Raw genomic sequence first — 15,531 nt, forward strand, 5'->3', positions numbered from 1 at the left:
CTTCGCTTCAGGACGCAAAGTGAACGTGCCCATTGCCGACTTCCGTTCCGCAGGCCCCGGCAGCCTGCACGCCTGCTCGCAGCACGAGGCGAAGCCTTCGGCTCCCGCCGCCCGATGAAGGCCTCGCCCGGAGCCCGCAGCTGGATTGCCGCCGGCGTGCGCCACGAACTGCTCACCCGTGCCTTGCCGGCCTTGCGCCACGACATGGCGGCGCCGGTGTCGGTGATCCGCATGGCGCTGCTCATGCTCAAGCGCCAGATCGGCGCGCCGGCCATCGAGGCCGCCGCCTGCGAGGAGCGGGTCGCGCTCATCGACAACCAGGTGTCCGAACTGGTGGAAGGCATCCGGTCGCTGCGCGACTGGGAACTGGCCACCGTGGACGACGGCATCACGCGCAGCGCACTGGTGGCGCAATGCGTGAGCCTGATGCGGGCCGCCTTCGACATGCACGGCGTGTCGCTCGACGTCGATCCCGCGCTCGAGGCGCAGGCGCACGAAGCCCGCCGGCCGCAGGGGGCCGCACTGCGCTATCTGTTCCTGGGCGCGCTGGGCTACCTGCACGATGGCGGGTCCGACGCCGGCGCGATTCGCATCGAAGCCGATGGCGACGATGCGCTGCGGCTGAGCGCCTTGCCGCGCGAGTCCAGCGGCGTGAGCCCCGTGCTCGACGCGCACCGCGCGCCGCGCGCGCTGGCCATCGATGCCGTCGCGCTCCAGAGCCTGGCCGAAGACCTTGGCTACAACGTGGCGCTCGAACGCGACAGCGTGCGCTTCTCGCTCGCCGCGGGCTGAGGCTTCGCGGTTTCCTTGCGCTTCTCCGCAGGCGCGGCCTTGGCGCTGCGCCCGGCACCGCCCTTGCGCGTCTTCCGGGCTTCGCGAAGTTCGCGCGCCTGGGCCTGCCGGTGCATCCGCAGGAAGGCCAGGAGCCGTCGCTCCGCGGCGTGCAGTCCGCGCGTCCTGCTTGCGGCGGTGCGCGCGGTCATCTTCCTCAGCAGCTCCGACGAGGCGTCTTCGCCATCGCCTGCGAGCGCGCTCCCCAGCGCCAGCACGGCCGGGTGCACGTAGGCCTTCTTGCAGACCGCGGGCGTGTTGCCCAGTTGCTTTGCCACCGCCGCCAGGATCTCCTTGGGGCTGTAGCGGCTGCCGTCCGCGGCGGAGCGCCCCGGGTCGCACGCGAGCCGCGTGAGTTCCAGCGCCTGCACCGTGCCGTGCCAGGTGCGGAAGTCCTTGGCGGTGAAGCGCTCGCCGGGCGAGGCTTCGGCGATGTAGTCGTTCACGTCGGTGGACGACACGCTGCGGAGCTGGCCCTCCTCGTCGGAGTACTGGAACAGCGACTGGCCAGGCAGCTGCTGGCACTGGCGCACCACCTTCGCCACGCGGGGATCGTCCAGCAGCGCTTCGTGCATCACGCCGCTCTTGCCCCGGAACCGCAGGCGGAGCGCCGCGCCCCGCACCGCCGCGTGCCGGTTGCGCAGCGTGGTGAGTCCGAAGGAGCCATTGCTGCTCGCGTACTCCTCGTTGCCCACGCGCAGCAGCGTGGTGTCGAGCAGGCGCACCAGCGCTGCCAGCACCTGCTGGCGCCCGGGAGCGCCTTTGGGGGTGCCCGCGGCTTCCTGCAGGTCTTGCGCCACGCGGGCACGGATGCGCGGCAGCGCGAGCCCGAAGGCCTCCAGGCGCTCGAACTTGGTCTCGTCCTTGAAGAGCCGCCAGTCGGCGTGGTAGCGGTACTGCTTGCGGCCCCGCGCATCCATGCCGGTCGCCTGCAGATGGCCATTGGGCAGCGGGCAGATCCAGACATCGGTGTAGGCCGGCGGAATCGCCAGCATGCGGATGCGCGAGAGCTCGTCCGGATCGCGGATCCAGCGGCCTTCGGCGTCGCGGTAGCGAAAACGCTCGCCTTGCTTCAGTCGCCGGATGCCCGGCATATCGGGGTTCACATAGACGAGGCCATTGGCGATCGGCGTCGGCTTCGAAGGCGGTACGGGCGCATCGGGCGCCGAGGGCGGTGTGGAGCGAGCCGGCATGTGATTTGCGTGGTGGCGGTAAGCAGAGCTTGTGCCTGCGCCGACAATGGCCGCCTGTAGGACGCCGCAATCGCCGCTGGTGCGATGGAGGCTCTTTGTTCTTCCTGGAGTCTGAACCCATGATGCATTTCCCTCGCCCGTTTTCATTCGCCAGCGCACGCTGGCTCTGCGTGTGCGGCATGGCGCTGCTTGCCGCAGCCTGTGCCTCGCCGCCCGCGCCGCCGCCCCTCGCGCGCACCGCTTCCACCGCCGCGGCCGCGCCCGTCAAGGTGAAGGTCTTTGTCGCGGCCATGTTCGAGATCGGCCAGAACACCGGCGACCGGGCGGGTGAGTTCCAGCATTGGTACGAGCGCTACTGGAAAGGCTCGGCGCCCATGGCCGTGCCCGGCGCGCTACAGCCGGTGTACTGCAACGCAGACGGCGTCTGCGGCGCGGTGCTCGGCATGGGCAAGGTCAACTCGTCGTCGTCGATGCAGGCCATCCTGCTGAACCCGCAGTTCGACTTCTCGCAGGCCTACTACGTGATTTCCGGCGTGGCCGGCACGCCGCCCTCGCGCGGCACCATCGGCGAAGTGAGCTGGGCCACGTGGCTCGTCGACTACGACCTTGGCCACCGCTGGGCGCCGGAGGAAAACAAGCCCGGCGAACCCACCTTCATGCCGCGCAAGGGCTACGAGGACTACCGCCGCTTCAAGCTCAACCCCGACCTCGTGGGCTGGGCCATGAAACTCTCGGCCGACACGCCGCTCAAGGATTCGGATGGCGCGCGCAAGTACCGCCTGCGCTACCCCGATGCCGCGGCCCGGCGCGCGCCTTTCGTGGGCACCGGCACCCACATGACCGGCGACACCTTCTTCCATGGGCCCGGCATGTCGGCGCAGGCGCAGTACATCGCCCGGCTCTACGGCGCCGACGACTACGTGATCACCGAGATGGAAGCCGCCGCCATCACGCTTGTGATCAAGCGCACCCATGGCACCGACCGCGTGATGAGCCTGCGCGGCGCGGTCAATTTCGACCAGGGCAATCCGAAGGAAAGCACGCTGCAGCACCTGGATCCTGCGCCGGGCGAGACGGCGGGCGGCTTTGCCGAGACGGTGGAGAACATCGCGCTGGTGGGCACGCGCGTGGTCGATCACATCGTGGCCAACTGGCCGCACTGGCAGGGCGGCGTGCCGAAACCCTGAAACCGGAGTCGGGTTGTCGAATATACGCACTGAGTAACTCTTTGTGCGTAATTTAGACGCGTAGCGTATATTTCGGCCCATGAGCCAACAAGACACCCTGCGCGATGCCATGCGCCGCCTCAACCTCACCCGCGACGCGTTCTCCCAACGCCTGGGCGTGCGCCGCCGGGCACTCGACACCTGGCTGCTGCCGGCCGACTCCGGCGAATCGCGCGCGATGCCGGAAATGGTGGGCAAGTTCGTCGCCGAGATCCTGCAGCGCGAGGCGCAGGCCAGCGCCGGCCCGGACCATCGGCCCCTCGCGCAGCGCATCGCGGCCGAAGGGCGGCCGCACCTCCTGTCGGTTGCGCAGTTCGATCGCGAAAGCCTCGAGGCGCTGTTCCAGGTCGCCGACGTGATGCAGCCCATCGCGCGGCGCCAGAAGGTCACGCGCGTGCTCGAAGGCGCGGTGCTCGGCAGCCTTTTCTTCGAGGCGAGCACCCGCACCCGCGTGAGCTTCGGCGCGGCCTTCTGCCGGCTGGGCGGCACCGTCTGCGACACCACGGGCTTCACCTTCTCTTCAATGGCCAAGGGCGAGTCGATCTACGACACCAGCCGCGTGATGAGCGGCTATGTCGATGCGCTGGTGGTGCGGCACCCCGAGCAGGGCTCGGTCGCGGAGTTCGCGCGGGCGACCAACATCCCCGTCATCAATGCCGGCGACGGCCCGGGCGAGCATCCGAGCCAGGCCATCCTCGACCTGTACACCATCCAGCGCGAGTTCTCGCGCATGGGCAAGCTGGTGGACGGCACGCACGTCGCGATGGTCGGCGACCTCAAATACGGCCGCACGGTGCACTCGCTGATCCGGCTGCTGTCGCTCTACCGCGGGCTGAAATTCACGCTCATTGCGCCGCCGTCGCTCGAGATGCCGGCCTATCTGCTGGACCTGGTGGCGCGCAACGGCCATGTGGTCGAGCAGACGCAGTCGCTCGAGCAGGGCCTGCGCGGCGCGGACGTGGTCTATGCCACCCGCATCCAGAAGGAACGCTTCGCGGGCGAGGAGATCGAGGGCTACACGCCCGAGTTCCAGATTCGCAAGGCGCTGGTGGACACGCTCTGCAAGCCCGACACCATCCTCATGCACCCCTTGCCGCGGGACGGGCGTCCGGGCGCGAACGACCTGAGCATCGACTTGAACCACGATCCGCGGCTCGCGATCTTCCGGCAGACGGACAACGGCATCCCGGTGCGCATGGCGCTCTTCGCGGTGCTGATGGGCGTGGAGCACCAGGTGGCGCGCTCCATGCGCGATGCGGGCTGGCGCTCGCCGGCCCACATCGGGCCGGACGACGCGGACTTCGACGGGCTCGACTGACGGGCAAGGCTCAGGGGCTTGCAGGCTGCAGGTGCCAGGTCACATTGAAGTCGAACGGCGTCCAGCGGCTCGCCGAGACGCCTGCGTGCCGCAAGGCGCGCCCGGTCCAGGTGTTGCAGGTCTCGAAGAGGTGGTAGCCGCCTTCGGCTTCATAGAAGGCATCGTCCTTGCCGTAGTGCGCACCCGCAATCGGCACCGCGCGCCCCGATGGCAGCGTGGCGCGCACGTACGCGGCAAGCTGCTTGTACTGCGCCTCTGACAGCGGCAGCCGGTAGGCGCCGCGCCGCAGCTGGGCGCGGCGCAGATAGGTCACGTGCAGCAACGCCCGATTGCCGCCGAGCATGGCGCCGAAAGCGCGCGATGCGGTCAGGTCGGCCCAGGTCGGCGTGTTGAGGTAGAACTCGCGGTCGCCCCAGCCGATGGCGATGAACTCGGCATCAGGCGGCACGGCCTCGAAGTGCGCGAGCGGGAAGATTTGGCGCCAGTCGATGGCCGCCGAGTGGATCGGAAACACCAGGTCGGTGTGCACGCCGTTGCTCAGCACCCAGGCCTCCAGTTCAGGCGCGGGCGGCGCTTTCGCGTTGGCCGGCCAGAACATCAGCGCACAGGCAACCGCCACATACAGCGCCGCCAGGGCCATGATCCCGAGCAGCGTGAATGCGACCCGCCGGAGCCAGCGTTTCATCACTGCTTCAGAACAGCGACGCCGTGGTCGAGGCCGGTTCCGAGGAGGCGCGCGACGCCGGGCCCAAGGCGGCGGCCAGCGCCTCGGCGCTCCCCGCCTTGGCCAGTGCGCCCACGCGCACGCCCAGCAGGCGCAGCGGCCGCTCCAGCGGCACGCGCTTCAGGCACAGCCCGCCGACCTGCCGGATGGTCTTGCCGTCGGCGGTGTGGCGGTCGATGGTCTGGTCGCGCGTGGCAATCTTGAAATCGTCGTAGCGCAGCTTGATGCCGATGGTCTTTCCCACGTAGCCCTTGCGTTGCAGGTCTTCGGCCAGCTTCTCGCACAGGTGGGTGAAGATGGCGCCGAGTTCGGCGCGGTCGCGCACCGCATGCAGGTCGCGGTCGAAGGTGGTCTCCCGGCTCATCGAGACGGGCTCGCTTTCGGTCACCACCGGCCGGTCGTCGCGGCCCCAGGCCACCTCGTGCATCCAGGCGCCCGTGGACTTGCCGAAATTCTGGATCAGCCAGTCGCGGTCGCGCGCCGCGAGCTGGCCCACCGTCTCGATGCCGAAGCGCTTGAGCTTCTCGTCGGCCTTGGGCCCGATGCCGTTCACCTTGCGGCAGGGCAGCGGCCAGATGCGCGCCTGCAGGTCGTCCTCGTAGACCACCGAGATGCCATTGGGCTTGTTGAATTCGCTCGCCATCTTGGCGATGAGCTTGTTGGGCGCCACGCCGATGGAGCAGGTGAGGCCGGTCGCGTCGAGAATGGCTTTCTGGATCAGCCGCGCCAGCGAGCGCCCGCCCTCGCGCTGGCCGCCGGGCACGTCGGTGAAGTCGATGTACACCTCGTCCACGCCCCGGTCTTCCATCAGCGGCGCAACCTCCCGGATGATCTCCTTGAAGGCGCGCGAATACTTGCGGATCTCGTCGAAATCGACCGGCAGGATGATCGCTTGCGGGCACAGCTTGGCGGCCTTCATGAGCCCCATCGCCGAGCCCACGCCGAACTGCCGCGCGGGGTAGGTGGCGGTGGTGATCACGCCGCGGCCCGCATAGTCCTTGAGGCGCGGGAACGCGCTCACCGGAATGTCCGCCAGCGTGCCGCCTTCGGGTACGTGGCGGATCGCCTCGTCCACGCTGCGCCGCCCGCCCCCGATCACCACGGGCAACCCCTTGAGCTGTGGATAGCGAAGCAGTTCCACGGACGCGAAGAAGGCGTCCATGTCGAGGTGGGCGATGCGGCGGATCGGGGGCTTGGTCACGGGCTGGGAACTCACGGCTGCGATTGTCTCGCGGCCGGGCGGTGTCCGCACGCATGTCCGGGTGCCGGCGGGCTGCTATCGGACAATGCTTGCCTGTTGCGCCCGCTGGGGCCATCATCCGCGCCATGCAAACCGTCGCTTCCATCTTGTGGCGCAGGCTCGATGCACCGGGCCACGACGCCTGCCGGCTCGAGCGCAGCGCGAGCGCGTGGCAGCTCGACGGCGCCGCCGTGTTCCGGCTGGAGGACCAGCGCATTGCGCAGCTGCACTACCGCGTGCGCTGCGACACGCACTGGCACACGCAGTGGGGCACCGTGCGCGGCTGGCTCGGCGGCGCTGCCGTCGACCTGTCCATTGCCCGCGATGCGCGGGGCCACTGGAAGCTCAACGACGAGGCTGTGTCCGACCTGTCGCATTGCGTCGACCTGGACCTGGGCTTCACGCCCGCCACCAACCTGCTGCAGCTGCGCCGGCTCAACCTGGCGAAGGGTGAAGGCGCCGATGCGCGGGCAGCCTGGGTCGACCTGGACGGCGGCCTGCTCAGCGAATTGAACCAGCGCTACGAGCGAACTGCCGACGACGCGTATGCCTACGAAGCCCGGCGCTTCGACTACGCAGCGACGCTGCGCGTGACGGGGGACTGCTTTGTGCACGACTACCCCGGCCTCTGGATTGCCGAGGCCTAGCTGCCGGGCCGCCGGCGCCACGCCCGTCAGTGGCCGTGGTGCAGGTAGGCGGCCTCCCGCGGCAGCCGCAGGCTCACGAGGAACGCGATCACCATCATGGCGCTCACGTACCAGAAGAAGGCCGACTCGTGTCCCAGCGACTTGAGGCCCAGCGCCACGTACTCGGCGGAACCGCCGAAGATGGCATTGGCGATCGCATAGGCCAGCCCCACGCCCAGCGCGCGCACTTCGGGCGGAAACATCTCGGCCTTCACGATGCCGCTGATCGAGGTGTAGAAGCTCACCACCGCCAGCGCGATGATGATCAGCACGAACGCCATGACAGGGTTGGTGGTGTGCTGCAGCGCCGTGAGGATCGGTATCGTGGCCAGCGCGCCGAGTCCGCCGAACAGCAGCATGTTGTTGCGCCGCCCGATGCGGTCGGAGAGCGCGCCGAACACCGGCTGCATGCACATGTAGACGAAGAGCGCGCCGGTCATGACGTAGCTGGCGGTCTTGATCGGCAGGTGCACCGTGTTCACCAGGTACTTCTGCATGTAGGTGGTGAAGGTGTAGAAGATGAGCGAGCCGCCGGCCGTGAAGCCCAGCACGGTGAGGAAGGCCGGCGTGTGGTGCTTGAAGAGCCCGGCCATGGAACCCGCCTCCTTGTTGGCCTTGGCCTCGGCGCTCTGGGTCTCGTGCAGCGTGCGCCGCAGCAGCAATGCCACCACCGCCGCCACGGCGCCGATGACGAACGGGATGCGCCAGCCCCAGGCCTTGAGCTCGGCCTCGGTGAGCAGCTGTTCGAGCACCACGATCACCAGCACCGCGAGCAGCTGCCCGCCGATCAGCGTGACGTACTGGAACGACGAGAAGAAGCCCCGCTGCCCGCGCAGCGCGACCTCGCTCATGTAGGTGGCCGTGGTGCCGTATTCGCCGCCCACCGAAAGCCCCTGGAACAGCCGGCAGACCAGCAGCAGGAAGGGCGCCCACGCACCGATCTGCGCGTAGGTGGGCAGGAACGCGATGACCAGCGAACCACCGCACATCATGGTGACGGAGATCAGCATCGACGTCTTGCGCCCGACCTTGTCGGCGACGCGCCCGAACAGCCAGCCGCCGATGGGCCGCATGAGGAAGCCTGCTGCGAACACGCCGGCCGTGTTCAGCAGTTGTACCGTCGGGTCCGACTTGGGAAAGAACGCCGATGCGAAGTACAGCGCCGAGAAGGCATACACGTAGAAGTCGAACCACTCGACGAGGTTGCCCGACGAGGCCGCCATGATCGAGAAGACGCGGTGGCGTTTTTCTTCTGACGTGTAGTGGATCGGAGGCGGGGAGGATGCGGAAGCCGATGAGCTCCCCGTTACAGGCGTGGCTGCGCTCATGATGCGTTGTGCCGCCGTGAAGGCGATGTTGTTGGAAGCAACATTCTCTGCACGTGCGCTTGTTCGCGCTGTCAGCCAGCGCCGCAAGCCTGTCGCCGGCGTGGGCTTAGAAGGTGCCCGGTAGCAGGATGCCCGAATCCACGTTCTCGATATCGGTGTGGCCGCAGAAGGCCATGGTGATGTCCAGTTCCTTGTGGATGAGTTGCAGCGCGCGCGTCACGCCGGCCTGGCCGTAGGCGCCCAGCCCGTAGAGAAAGCTTCGCCCGATCAGCGTGCCCCGCGCGCCGAGCGCACGGGCCTTGAGCACGTCCTGGCCGCTGCGGATGCCGCCGTCCATCCACACCTCGATGTCGCGCCCCACCGCCTCGACGATGGCGGGCAGCGCCGAGATCGAGGAGGGCGCGCCATCGAGCTGGCGCCCGCCGTGGTTGGAGACGATGAGCGCATCGGCGCCGCTTGCGGCAGCCAGGCGCGCGTCTTCCGCATCCATGATGCCCTTGAGGATCAGCTTGCCGCCCCAGCGCTTCTTGATCCATTCGACGTCGGCCCAGCTCAGTGCCGGGTCGAACTGCTCGGCCGTCCATGACGACAGCGACGACAGGTCCTTCACGCCCTTGGCATGGCCCGCGATGTTGCCGAAGGTGCGGCGCCGGGTGCCCAGCATGCCCAGGCACCAGTGCGGCTTGGTCGCCAGGTTGATCATGTTCGCGATCGTCGGCTTGGGCGGCGTCGAGAGGCCGTTCTTGATGTCCTTGTGGCGCTGCCCGAGGATCTGCAGGTCGAGCGTGAGCTGCAGCGCCGACACGTTCGCGGCGCGTGCCCGCTCGATCAGCCGCTCGATGAAGTCGCGGTCCTTCATGACGTAGAGCTGGAACCAGAACGGATGCCGGCCGGTGTGTTCGGCAATGTCCTCGAGCGAGCAGATGCTCATGGTCGAGAGCGTGAACGGGATGCCGAAGGCCTTGGCCGCGCGCGCGCCCAGGATCTCGCCGTCGGCGTGCTGCATGCCGGTGAGGCCGGTGGGCGCAATGGCCACGGGCATGGCCACGTCCTGGCCGATCATCGTGGTGCGGGTGGAGCGGCCTTCCATGTTCACGGCCACGCGCTGGCGCAGCTTGATTTTCTGGAAGTCGCTCTCGTTGGCGCGGTAGGTGCTCTCGGTCCAGGCGCCGGAATCGGCGTAGTCGTAGAACATCCGGGGCACGCGCCGCTTGGCGACCACCCGCAGGTCTTCGATGCAGGTGATCTTGGAAAGGTCTGGCACGAGGCGGTCTCCTGTTGGGTCTTCTTGGGGGCAGGGCGGGGCCATTATCGTCAGCCCCGCAGCGGCCCCAGTGTGATTCGCCCAGCAGCGGCGCGCCTGAAAATTACCCCGCGCGCAGCTGAAAAGAATTCAGCTCAGTCGCGCAGCGCCTGGCGCAGCCATTCGACGAAGGTCGCGCACTCCCAGCGCTCCATGGCGCCCGGCTTCCAGCAGATGAAGTAGGCATTGGGCGATGGCACGCTGCGCGGCGAGAGCCGCACGAGGCGGCCGCTGTCGAGCCACGCGCTGCCCAGCTTCAGGTGCATGAGCACCACGCCGAAGTCTTCGGCCGCCGCGTCGAGGGCGAGCCCCAGGTCGTTGAACTGGTGGCCCGTCGCCGGCTCGGGCAGGCCGATGCCGCACGCCTTGAACCAGGTGCGCCACGATTCGAGCGGCGTGCGCAGCAGCTGGGCGCGCGAGACTTCCGCATCGGTGGCAAAGCCGTCGAAGGGACCGTGGCGTTCCAGGTAGGCCGGGCTGCACACCGGCGAGACCTCGTCGGCCAGCAGCTGGAAGAACTCGCGGTCGTGGAAGGGCCCGGTGCCGAAGCGCAGCTCGATGTCGGCCTCCTCGGCCGTCATGTTGCGCACCGGTGTGGTCACCTGCAGCATCAGCTCGATGTTCGGGTAGGCATCGCGGAACACGGCCAGCCGGGGCAGCAGCATCTGGCGCGAGAAGGTGGGCGTCACGGCCACCCGCAGCCGGCGCACCTGCGAGGCCGGCTCGCGCCCGGGCACCTGCTGCAGCGCCGCGATGGCTTCGCGCACGCGCGCCAGGTAGGCGATGCCGTCGGCGCTGAGGCTGAAATCGTTGCCCACGAAGAAGCGGCGTTCGAGCAGCGTCTCGAGCTGGCGGATGCGATGGCTCACGGCGCTGGGCGTGACGCTGAGCTCTTCGGCCGCGAGGTTCACGCTGCGCAGCCGTGCCACCGCCTCGAAGGCCTGCAGGCCCTGGGTCGAGGGGAGTCGCATCGAAGCCATAGAGTGGGGCGATGTTATCGGGTCGGCGGCACGCTCGGCGCGGCGGCCAATGCCTTGAGCAGCCTGCGCAGGTCGTCCACGGCTTCGCGCGCGAGCGCGGCCTCGCCCATCTGCGCCTTGACGATGGCGCCGTCCACGCCGAGCGCAGCGGCCTGCGCAAGCGCCATACGCGACGGCGAATCCGCGGGCAGCAAGCCGGCGATGACTTCGGTCATTTCGCGCTTGTGATCGCGCGCACGCTCTACCGCGCCCGCCACGCTGCCGCCCACCTCGGCCACCGAGTTGATGAAGGCGCAGCCGCGAAACGCCGGATCGGCGAACCATTCGGCCATCACGTCGGCAAGCAGCAGCAGGGCGCCCGCATTGCCCACGCGCTCATGCGCGCCGCGGCGTCCGAGCGCATCGACGAACCATGCCATCCAGCGCGCATGGCGGTGGTCGAGGAACTCGCGCACCAGGTCGTCCTTGGACGGGAAGTGCCGGTAGAAGGTGACCTTGGTCACACCCGATTCGGCGATGACGCGGTCGATGCCGGTGGCGCGGATGCCATGGGCATAGAAGAGCTCGTGCGCCGTGTGCAGGATGCGTTCGCGCGCGGGCAGTGCAGAGGTGTCCATGCGGCTATTGTAGGCATGTAGACAGGTCTGTCTACATGTGGCACATTGCGGTTCTTCCGATTCATCCCTTCGACGAAAGACCGACATGGAATCCCGCCCGCCTTTGCCGCCCTTCACCCTCGAATCCGCCACCCGGAAAGTACAGGCCGCCGAAGACGCCTGGAACACCCGCGACCCGGTGCGCGTGAGCCTGGCCTACACGCCCGATACCGAATGGCGCAACCGCGCCGACTTCGTCAACGGCCGCGAGCAGGTGGTCGAGTTCCTCGCGCGCAAGTGGGAGCGCGAGCACGACTACCGCCTCAAGAAACAGCTCTGGGCCTTCATGGACAACCGCATTGCGGTGCGCTTCGAATACGAATGGCACGACGCGGCCGGGCAGTGGTTTCGCAGCCATGGCAACGAGAACTGGGAGTTCGCCGGGAACGGGCTGATGCAGCGGCGCTTCGCGAGCATCAACGACCAGCCCATCGCGGCGTCGGAGCGCAAGTTCCACTGGGACCGGTGAGCGCCTGCTTTCACGCTGGGAGTGGCAGCGGGAACATTTGTTGCTTCCGCTTCAGCCCAACCAACTCCAGGAGCAAACCTGCATGAACCGCAACGACGTGACCGAGAAGATCATCACCGTGAAGGTGGCCAAGGGCATCCAGTGGGCCGACGTGGCCAGGAAGGTGGGGCTCTCCAAGGAGTGGACCACCGCCGCATGCCTGGGCCAGATGACGCTCGACGACAAGCAGGCCAGGACCGTCGGCAAGATCTTCGGCCTGACCGCGGAGGAGCAGAAGTGGCTCCAGGTGGTGCCCTACAAGGGGTCGCTGCCCACGCCGGTGCCGACCGATCCGCTCATCTACCGCTGGTACGAGGTCGTGAGCGTGTACGGCACCACCATCAAGGAACTGATCCACGAGGAGTTCGGCGACGGCATCATGAGCGCCATCGACTTCAGCATGGACATCCAGCGCCAAGCCGACCCCAAGGGCGACCGCGTGAACGTGGTGCTGTCCGGCAAGTTCCTGCCCTACAAGACCTACTGACGCGGCACGGCCCGCGCGGCGTGCGCGCTCAGAAGGCCGCGTGTCCGGCCGGCCGCACACGGCAGGCCGTGCGCCGGGGCGCCGAGATGCTGCCGCCCTCGATGGCGCCCGCGATCGACCGGGCCACGGCTTCCACCGGCACCGCGATGCGCCGCCGCGTGACCATGCGCTCGAAAGAGCTGCAGGCCGCCATGCGGTCGGCCAGCAGGGTGTCGGCCTCGCTCACGTCGGGGCGCACCACCGTCACGCGCACGCGCCCGGCATGCTCCTGGCGCAGCCCTTCCGAGATGGCATCGACCGCGTACTGCGTGCCGCAATACACTGCCGAGTTGGGCGATGCGCCATGCGCCGGCACCGGCGCCACGTTGACGATGTGGCCCCAGCCCTGCTCCTGCATCGTCGGCAGCACCGCCGCGATGCCCAGCAGCACGCCGCGCAGGTTGACGTCGATCATCAATTCCCATTCGTCGATCTTGCGCGTCCACAGCGGCGAGAGCGGCATCACGCCGGCGGCGTTCACCAGCACGTCGATGCGGTCGTGCGTCTCGAGCGCGAACTCGGCAAAGGCCTCCACGTCCGGGCGATAGGTCACGTCGAGCCGCTGGAAGCTCGCGGTTCCGCCGGCGGCCGTGATGTCCTCGGCCAGCGCCTCGAGCCGTTCGGTGCGGCGCGCGCCGAGCACCACCTTGGCGCCGCGGCGCGCCAGCAGCCGCGCGGCCGCTTCGCCGATGCCACCGCTTGCGCCCGTGATGAGGACGACTTTTTCCTGGATTGCGCTCATGAGAATCTCCTCTTGCGGATGGGTGTGGACCATGGCGCAATGCGGCGCCGGGCATGGATGCAAGTCTCGCGCGGATGGTGCCCGGGGCGTTATCCGGATCGAACGGGCTTCTTGCCTGATCCTGCAGACGTGGGGCTTGCGGCACCGGCCGGGCGTCATACGCTTTCCGGCAGATGGCCGCATGCGTGCGCAGCCGCGACACTGCGGGCATGGACACCGCAGCGCCCCCATTCCCCTTCGAAGTCCAACCCTTCGACACCCCGACCGAGGCCGCGCGCGCGGCGCTCGAGGCCGTGCTCATCGAGTCGATCGAACGCCGCAAGGAGTTTGGCGGAATGATCTGCCAATGGGGCACCCGGTACTTCGCCATGCCGCCGCGCGAGGGAGACACCAACACCGTCGACGTGGGCCACCGCGGTGGCAACAAGGGCTGCCCCGAGGGCACCAGCGCCGTGGCCTACTACCACACGCACCCGGCGGTCAAGGGCGCCGGCTTCAAGATGGAGCCGGACAAGTTCTCGCCCGAAGACCGGGGCGTGGCGGACGATTTCGGCATCGACGCCTATGTCGGCAGCGTGTCCGGCCTGTTCCTCCGATACGACCATCGGACGAAGAAGATCGCCGTCGCCGGACCGCGCCTGAAGAACTGCCGCGATGAAATGATTCTCCGCGAGCCGCCCAAGGCCACGCCCCGGTCGCGCACGCGCGCGCGGTTCAACGCCAGCTAGCGCCGGCCGCGCAGCGGCTCGCGTCGCTCAGTAGGGTGGCGCCTTGCGCGACCGCTGCGTGCGTGCCGCCTCGGTCCACCATGCAAGGTCATCGGCAAAGCGGCCGAACGAGCGCTCGAGCGATTGGCCGGCACTGCCCGTGGGCTTGCCGCTCTCGTCCAGCGTTTGCGAAAGGGGACCGGCCGCCAGTGTGCTCGAGATGACGACCATTCCCATCTCGGACAGGATCGAGTGCCAGGCGGTGCCCGAGCGCACACCGGAGAAGCGTCCCGCCGAGTAGCTCGCAATGGCGGCAGGGCGCCAGAACCATTCCTCGAGGAAGTGGTCGGTCAGGTTCTTCAGGCCCGGCTGCGGACCCCAGTTGTACTCCCCGGTCACGAAGACGAAGGCGTCGGCGCCGCGAATCTTCTGCGCCAGCGCTTCCATCGGCGCGGGCGCGGTACCCTGTGGGTACTCCTTGTACATGCGGTCCAGCATCGGCAGTCCGACGGCCCGGGCATCGACAAGCTCGGCTTGGGCGCCGCGCGCAGTGAGCCCGGCCACCAGGTAGTCCGCCAGGCGAATGCCCATGCGGTCCGAGCGGTACGAGCCATAGAACACCAGGATCCTGTCAGCCATCTTCACTCCGTTCCAGAGGCCGAGGGGGGCCTCCGGTGCGAAGGCTACAACATCGCGGCCGACATCATTTGCGGCATTTGGTAGCAGCTGCTTCCTGGCCGTCTGGCTATCATCCGCTGCATGAGAAAGCCGCCGCCAGCTCTTCGCATCGTTGCGCCGATGCTCGCCCTGCTGCTGGCCGGCCATGTCGTTGCCGCACCTGCCGCCCGGCCGTTCGACGCGGTCAAGAAGCCGGAGTCCATCGACCCCGAATGGCGCGACCGCCTGTGCGCGCTGCTGCCGCAACCCTGTGATCCGCAGGTGCTCGGCCTGTACCGGCCGCGCGGCGCTGCAGCTGGAAATTACGCAGTGCTGTCGAACGAGCCGCTGGCCATGGCGATGGTGCGCTACAAGCGCGTGGCGGATTCGAAAACCTGGCAGCTCGAGCGCCTGCATGACTTCAGCGGCTATGCGGCCGCATTGAAGAAGGAAAGCGGCGCGGGCTTGTCCGAGCTGCGCGTTTCGCTCGCCCCGGCGCTCTATCCGCTGGCCGAAGGCCAATGGGCCGTGGCCGTGCTCCAGACAGTGTCGGAGATGTACTCGGGCGGCGGCTCCTCGTCCACCACGGCCGACTTCGTTCCGCTCGACAAGAGCAAGGCCGTGCACGAGGGCATTCCCTTCTCCTGTTCGAAGATGGTCCGCGCCTGCTTCAGCGAGAAGGAATACAAGCAGTCGAAGCATTGCCACGACGAGAGCAGCGGCAGCCTGCGCATCGCCTACGGCGAACCCGCCAGGCCCGGCGAACCGTACCAATGGCAATACACCTGGCTGCAAAGTGAATGGCCCGCACACACGCCAGCGAGCGCCGCGGCCACCACGCGCCTGCACTTTGCCGCCAGGACCACCGAACGTGCGGGGTTCTGCGGCGGGCCGCGATAGCCCGGT

17 protein-coding genes are annotated in these 15,531 nt (G+C 68.3%); 8 read left to right on the top strand and 9 right to left on the bottom strand.

What is annotated here, in order from left to right; translation table 11 throughout:
• Nucleotides 1-114: 114 nt before the first annotated feature.
• Nucleotides 115-792 (top strand): hypothetical protein, encoded by a 678-nt coding sequence (locus ABID97_RS07970; RefSeq protein WP_354397985.1) that lies wholly within the window; start codon nucleotides 115-117, stop codon nucleotides 790-792.
• Here ABID97_RS07970 and ABID97_RS07975 read toward each other — a convergent pair.
• A complete protein-coding gene (locus ABID97_RS07975; RefSeq protein WP_354397986.1) occupies nucleotides 738-2,024 on the bottom strand; it encodes a DNA topoisomerase IB in 1,287 nt (428 codons plus the stop codon). The genes ABID97_RS07970 and ABID97_RS07975 overlap by 55 nt on opposite strands.
• Before the next feature lie 119 nt (nucleotides 2,025-2,143).
• On the opposite strand from ABID97_RS07975, the gene ABID97_RS07980 reads away from it, so the two are divergent.
• On the top strand, nucleotides 2,144-3,211 hold the full coding sequence (locus ABID97_RS07980) for a purine-nucleoside phosphorylase (RefSeq protein WP_354397987.1): 1,068 nt from the start codon (nucleotides 2,144-2,146) through the stop codon (nucleotides 3,209-3,211).
• Nucleotides 3,212-3,290: 79 nt separating this feature from the next.
• Nucleotides 3,291-4,568 (top strand): aspartate carbamoyltransferase, encoded by a 1,278-nt coding sequence (locus tag ABID97_RS07985; RefSeq protein ID WP_354397988.1) that lies wholly within the window; start codon nucleotides 3,291-3,293, stop codon nucleotides 4,566-4,568.
• Nucleotides 4,569-4,578: 10 nt separating this feature from the next.
• Here ABID97_RS07985 and ABID97_RS07990 read toward each other — a convergent pair whose 3' ends face one another.
• The gene (locus ABID97_RS07990; protein WP_354397989.1) at nucleotides 4,579-5,253 is read right to left on the bottom strand and encodes a TIGR02117 family protein; all 675 of its coding nucleotides are present in this window, start codon (nucleotides 5,251-5,253) and stop codon (nucleotides 4,579-4,581) included.
• Nucleotides 5,254-5,260: 7 nt separating this feature from the next.
• Entirely contained in the window at nucleotides 5,261-6,454 is a 1,194-nt protein-coding gene (gene dinB / locus ABID97_RS07995) for a DNA polymerase IV (RefSeq protein WP_503012808.1), read from the bottom strand.
• A 164-nt stretch (nucleotides 6,455-6,618) separates the two neighbouring features.
• On the opposite strand from dinB, the gene ABID97_RS08000 reads away from it, so the two are divergent.
• A complete protein-coding gene (locus tag ABID97_RS08000; protein ID WP_354397991.1) occupies nucleotides 6,619-7,179 on the top strand; it encodes a putative glycolipid-binding domain-containing protein in 561 nt (186 codons plus the stop codon).
• Nucleotides 7,180-7,205: 26 nt separating this feature from the next.
• On the opposite strand, the gene ABID97_RS08005 is transcribed toward ABID97_RS08000, so the two are convergent.
• The 4 genes from ABID97_RS08005 to ABID97_RS08020 all read right to left on the bottom strand — a co-directional run bounded on the left by ABID97_RS08005 (nucleotide 7,206) and on the right by ABID97_RS08020 (nucleotide 11,446).
• A complete protein-coding gene (locus ABID97_RS08005) occupies nucleotides 7,206-8,546 on the bottom strand; it encodes an MFS family transporter (RefSeq protein WP_354397992.1) in 1,341 nt (446 codons plus the stop codon).
• A 106-nt stretch (nucleotides 8,547-8,652) separates the two neighbouring features.
• Nucleotides 8,653-9,810, bottom strand: a complete 1,158-nt coding sequence (locus ABID97_RS08010; RefSeq protein WP_354397993.1) for an alpha-hydroxy acid oxidase — start codon at nucleotides 9,808-9,810, stop codon at nucleotides 8,653-8,655.
• A gap of 134 nt (nucleotides 9,811-9,944) precedes the next feature.
• Entirely contained in the window at nucleotides 9,945-10,829 is an 885-nt protein-coding gene (locus tag ABID97_RS08015; RefSeq protein ID WP_354397994.1) for a LysR substrate-binding domain-containing protein, read from the bottom strand.
• A 14-nt stretch (nucleotides 10,830-10,843) separates the two neighbouring features.
• A complete protein-coding gene (locus ABID97_RS08020; RefSeq protein ID WP_354397995.1) occupies nucleotides 10,844-11,446 on the bottom strand; it encodes a TetR/AcrR family transcriptional regulator in 603 nt (200 codons plus the stop codon).
• Between the two features lie 85 nt (nucleotides 11,447-11,531).
• Here ABID97_RS08020 and ABID97_RS08025 point away from each other — a divergent pair, with 85 nt between their 5' ends.
• Nucleotides 11,532-11,954, top strand: a complete 423-nt coding sequence (locus ABID97_RS08025; RefSeq protein ID WP_354397996.1) for a nuclear transport factor 2 family protein — start codon at nucleotides 11,532-11,534, stop codon at nucleotides 11,952-11,954.
• 82 nt (nucleotides 11,955-12,036) lie between these two features.
• Nucleotides 12,037-12,480: a cyanase gene (cynS, locus tag ABID97_RS08030; RefSeq protein WP_354397997.1), complete on the top strand. Its 444-nt coding sequence runs from the start codon at nucleotides 12,037-12,039 to the stop codon at nucleotides 12,478-12,480.
• Between the two features lie 28 nt (nucleotides 12,481-12,508).
• Here the strand turns inward: cynS and ABID97_RS08035 are convergent, their stop codons facing one another.
• On the bottom strand, nucleotides 12,509-13,261 hold the full coding sequence (locus ABID97_RS08035) for an SDR family oxidoreductase (RefSeq protein ID WP_354397998.1): 753 nt from the start codon (nucleotides 13,259-13,261) through the stop codon (nucleotides 12,509-12,511).
• 209 nt (nucleotides 13,262-13,470) lie between these two features.
• On the opposite strand from ABID97_RS08035, the gene ABID97_RS08040 reads away from it, so the two are divergent.
• A complete protein-coding gene (locus ABID97_RS08040; protein ID WP_354397999.1) occupies nucleotides 13,471-13,989 on the top strand; it encodes a DUF4329 domain-containing protein in 519 nt (172 codons plus the stop codon).
• A 27-nt stretch (nucleotides 13,990-14,016) separates the two neighbouring features.
• Here ABID97_RS08040 and ABID97_RS08045 read toward each other — a convergent pair whose 3' ends face one another.
• Nucleotides 14,017-14,607 carry an NADPH-dependent FMN reductase gene (locus ABID97_RS08045; RefSeq protein WP_354398000.1) on the bottom strand — a complete coding sequence of 197 codons (591 nt, stop codon included), beginning with the start codon at nucleotides 14,605-14,607 and terminating at the stop codon, nucleotides 14,017-14,019.
• Nucleotides 14,608-14,727: 120 nt separating this feature from the next.
• Between ABID97_RS08045 and ABID97_RS08050 the strand changes: the two genes are divergently transcribed.
• Nucleotides 14,728-15,525 carry a hypothetical protein gene (locus tag ABID97_RS08050; RefSeq protein WP_354398001.1) on the top strand — a complete coding sequence of 266 codons (798 nt, stop codon included), beginning with the start codon at nucleotides 14,728-14,730 and terminating at the stop codon, nucleotides 15,523-15,525.
• The last annotated feature ends 6 nt before the right edge of the window (nucleotides 15,526-15,531 follow it).

This window comes from Variovorax sp. OAS795 (genome assembly GCF_040546685.1).
Taxonomy (GTDB): Bacteria; Pseudomonadota; Gammaproteobacteria; order Burkholderiales; family Burkholderiaceae_C; genus Variovorax.

Bases quoted from the DNA above. Each gene is read 5' to 3' on its own strand.
- ABID97_RS08025 (WP_354397996.1), top strand. From the start codon at position 11,532: ATGGAATCCCGCCCGCCTTTGCCGCCCTTCACCCTCGAATCCGCCACC.
- ABID97_RS08050 (WP_354398001.1), top strand. From the start codon at position 14,728: ATGAGAAAGCCGCCGCCAGCTCTTCGCATCGTTGCGCCGATGCTCGCC.
- cynS (WP_354397997.1), top strand. From the start codon at position 12,037: ATGAACCGCAACGACGTGACCGAGAAGATCATCACCGTGAAGGTGGCC.
- dinB (WP_503012808.1), bottom strand. From the start codon at position 6,454: ATGGACGCCTTCTTCGCGTCCGTGGAACTGCTTCGCTATCCACAGCTC.
- ABID97_RS08015 (WP_354397994.1), bottom strand. From the start codon at position 10,829: ATGGCTTCGATGCGACTCCCCTCGACCCAGGGCCTGCAGGCCTTCGAG.
- ABID97_RS08035 (WP_354397998.1), bottom strand. From the start codon at position 13,261: ATGAGCGCAATCCAGGAAAAAGTCGTCCTCATCACGGGCGCAAGCGGT.
- ABID97_RS08040 (WP_354397999.1), top strand. From the start codon at position 13,471: ATGGACACCGCAGCGCCCCCATTCCCCTTCGAAGTCCAACCCTTCGAC.
- ABID97_RS08020 (WP_354397995.1), bottom strand. From the start codon at position 11,446: ATGGACACCTCTGCACTGCCCGCGCGCGAACGCATCCTGCACACGGCG.
- ABID97_RS07990 (WP_354397989.1), bottom strand. From the start codon at position 5,253: ATGAAACGCTGGCTCCGGCGGGTCGCATTCACGCTGCTCGGGATCATG.
- ABID97_RS07970 (WP_354397985.1), top strand. From the start codon at position 115: ATGAAGGCCTCGCCCGGAGCCCGCAGCTGGATTGCCGCCGGCGTGCGC.
- ABID97_RS08045 (WP_354398000.1), bottom strand. From the start codon at position 14,607: ATGGCTGACAGGATCCTGGTGTTCTATGGCTCGTACCGCTCGGACCGC.
- ABID97_RS07985 (WP_354397988.1), top strand. From the start codon at position 3,291: ATGAGCCAACAAGACACCCTGCGCGATGCCATGCGCCGCCTCAACCTC.
- ABID97_RS08005 (WP_354397992.1), bottom strand. From the start codon at position 8,546: ATGAGCGCAGCCACGCCTGTAACGGGGAGCTCATCGGCTTCCGCATCC.
- ABID97_RS08000 (WP_354397991.1), top strand. From the start codon at position 6,619: ATGCAAACCGTCGCTTCCATCTTGTGGCGCAGGCTCGATGCACCGGGC.
- ABID97_RS07975 (WP_354397986.1), bottom strand. From the start codon at position 2,024: ATGCCGGCTCGCTCCACACCGCCCTCGGCGCCCGATGCGCCCGTACCG.
- ABID97_RS07980 (WP_354397987.1), top strand. From the start codon at position 2,144: ATGATGCATTTCCCTCGCCCGTTTTCATTCGCCAGCGCACGCTGGCTC.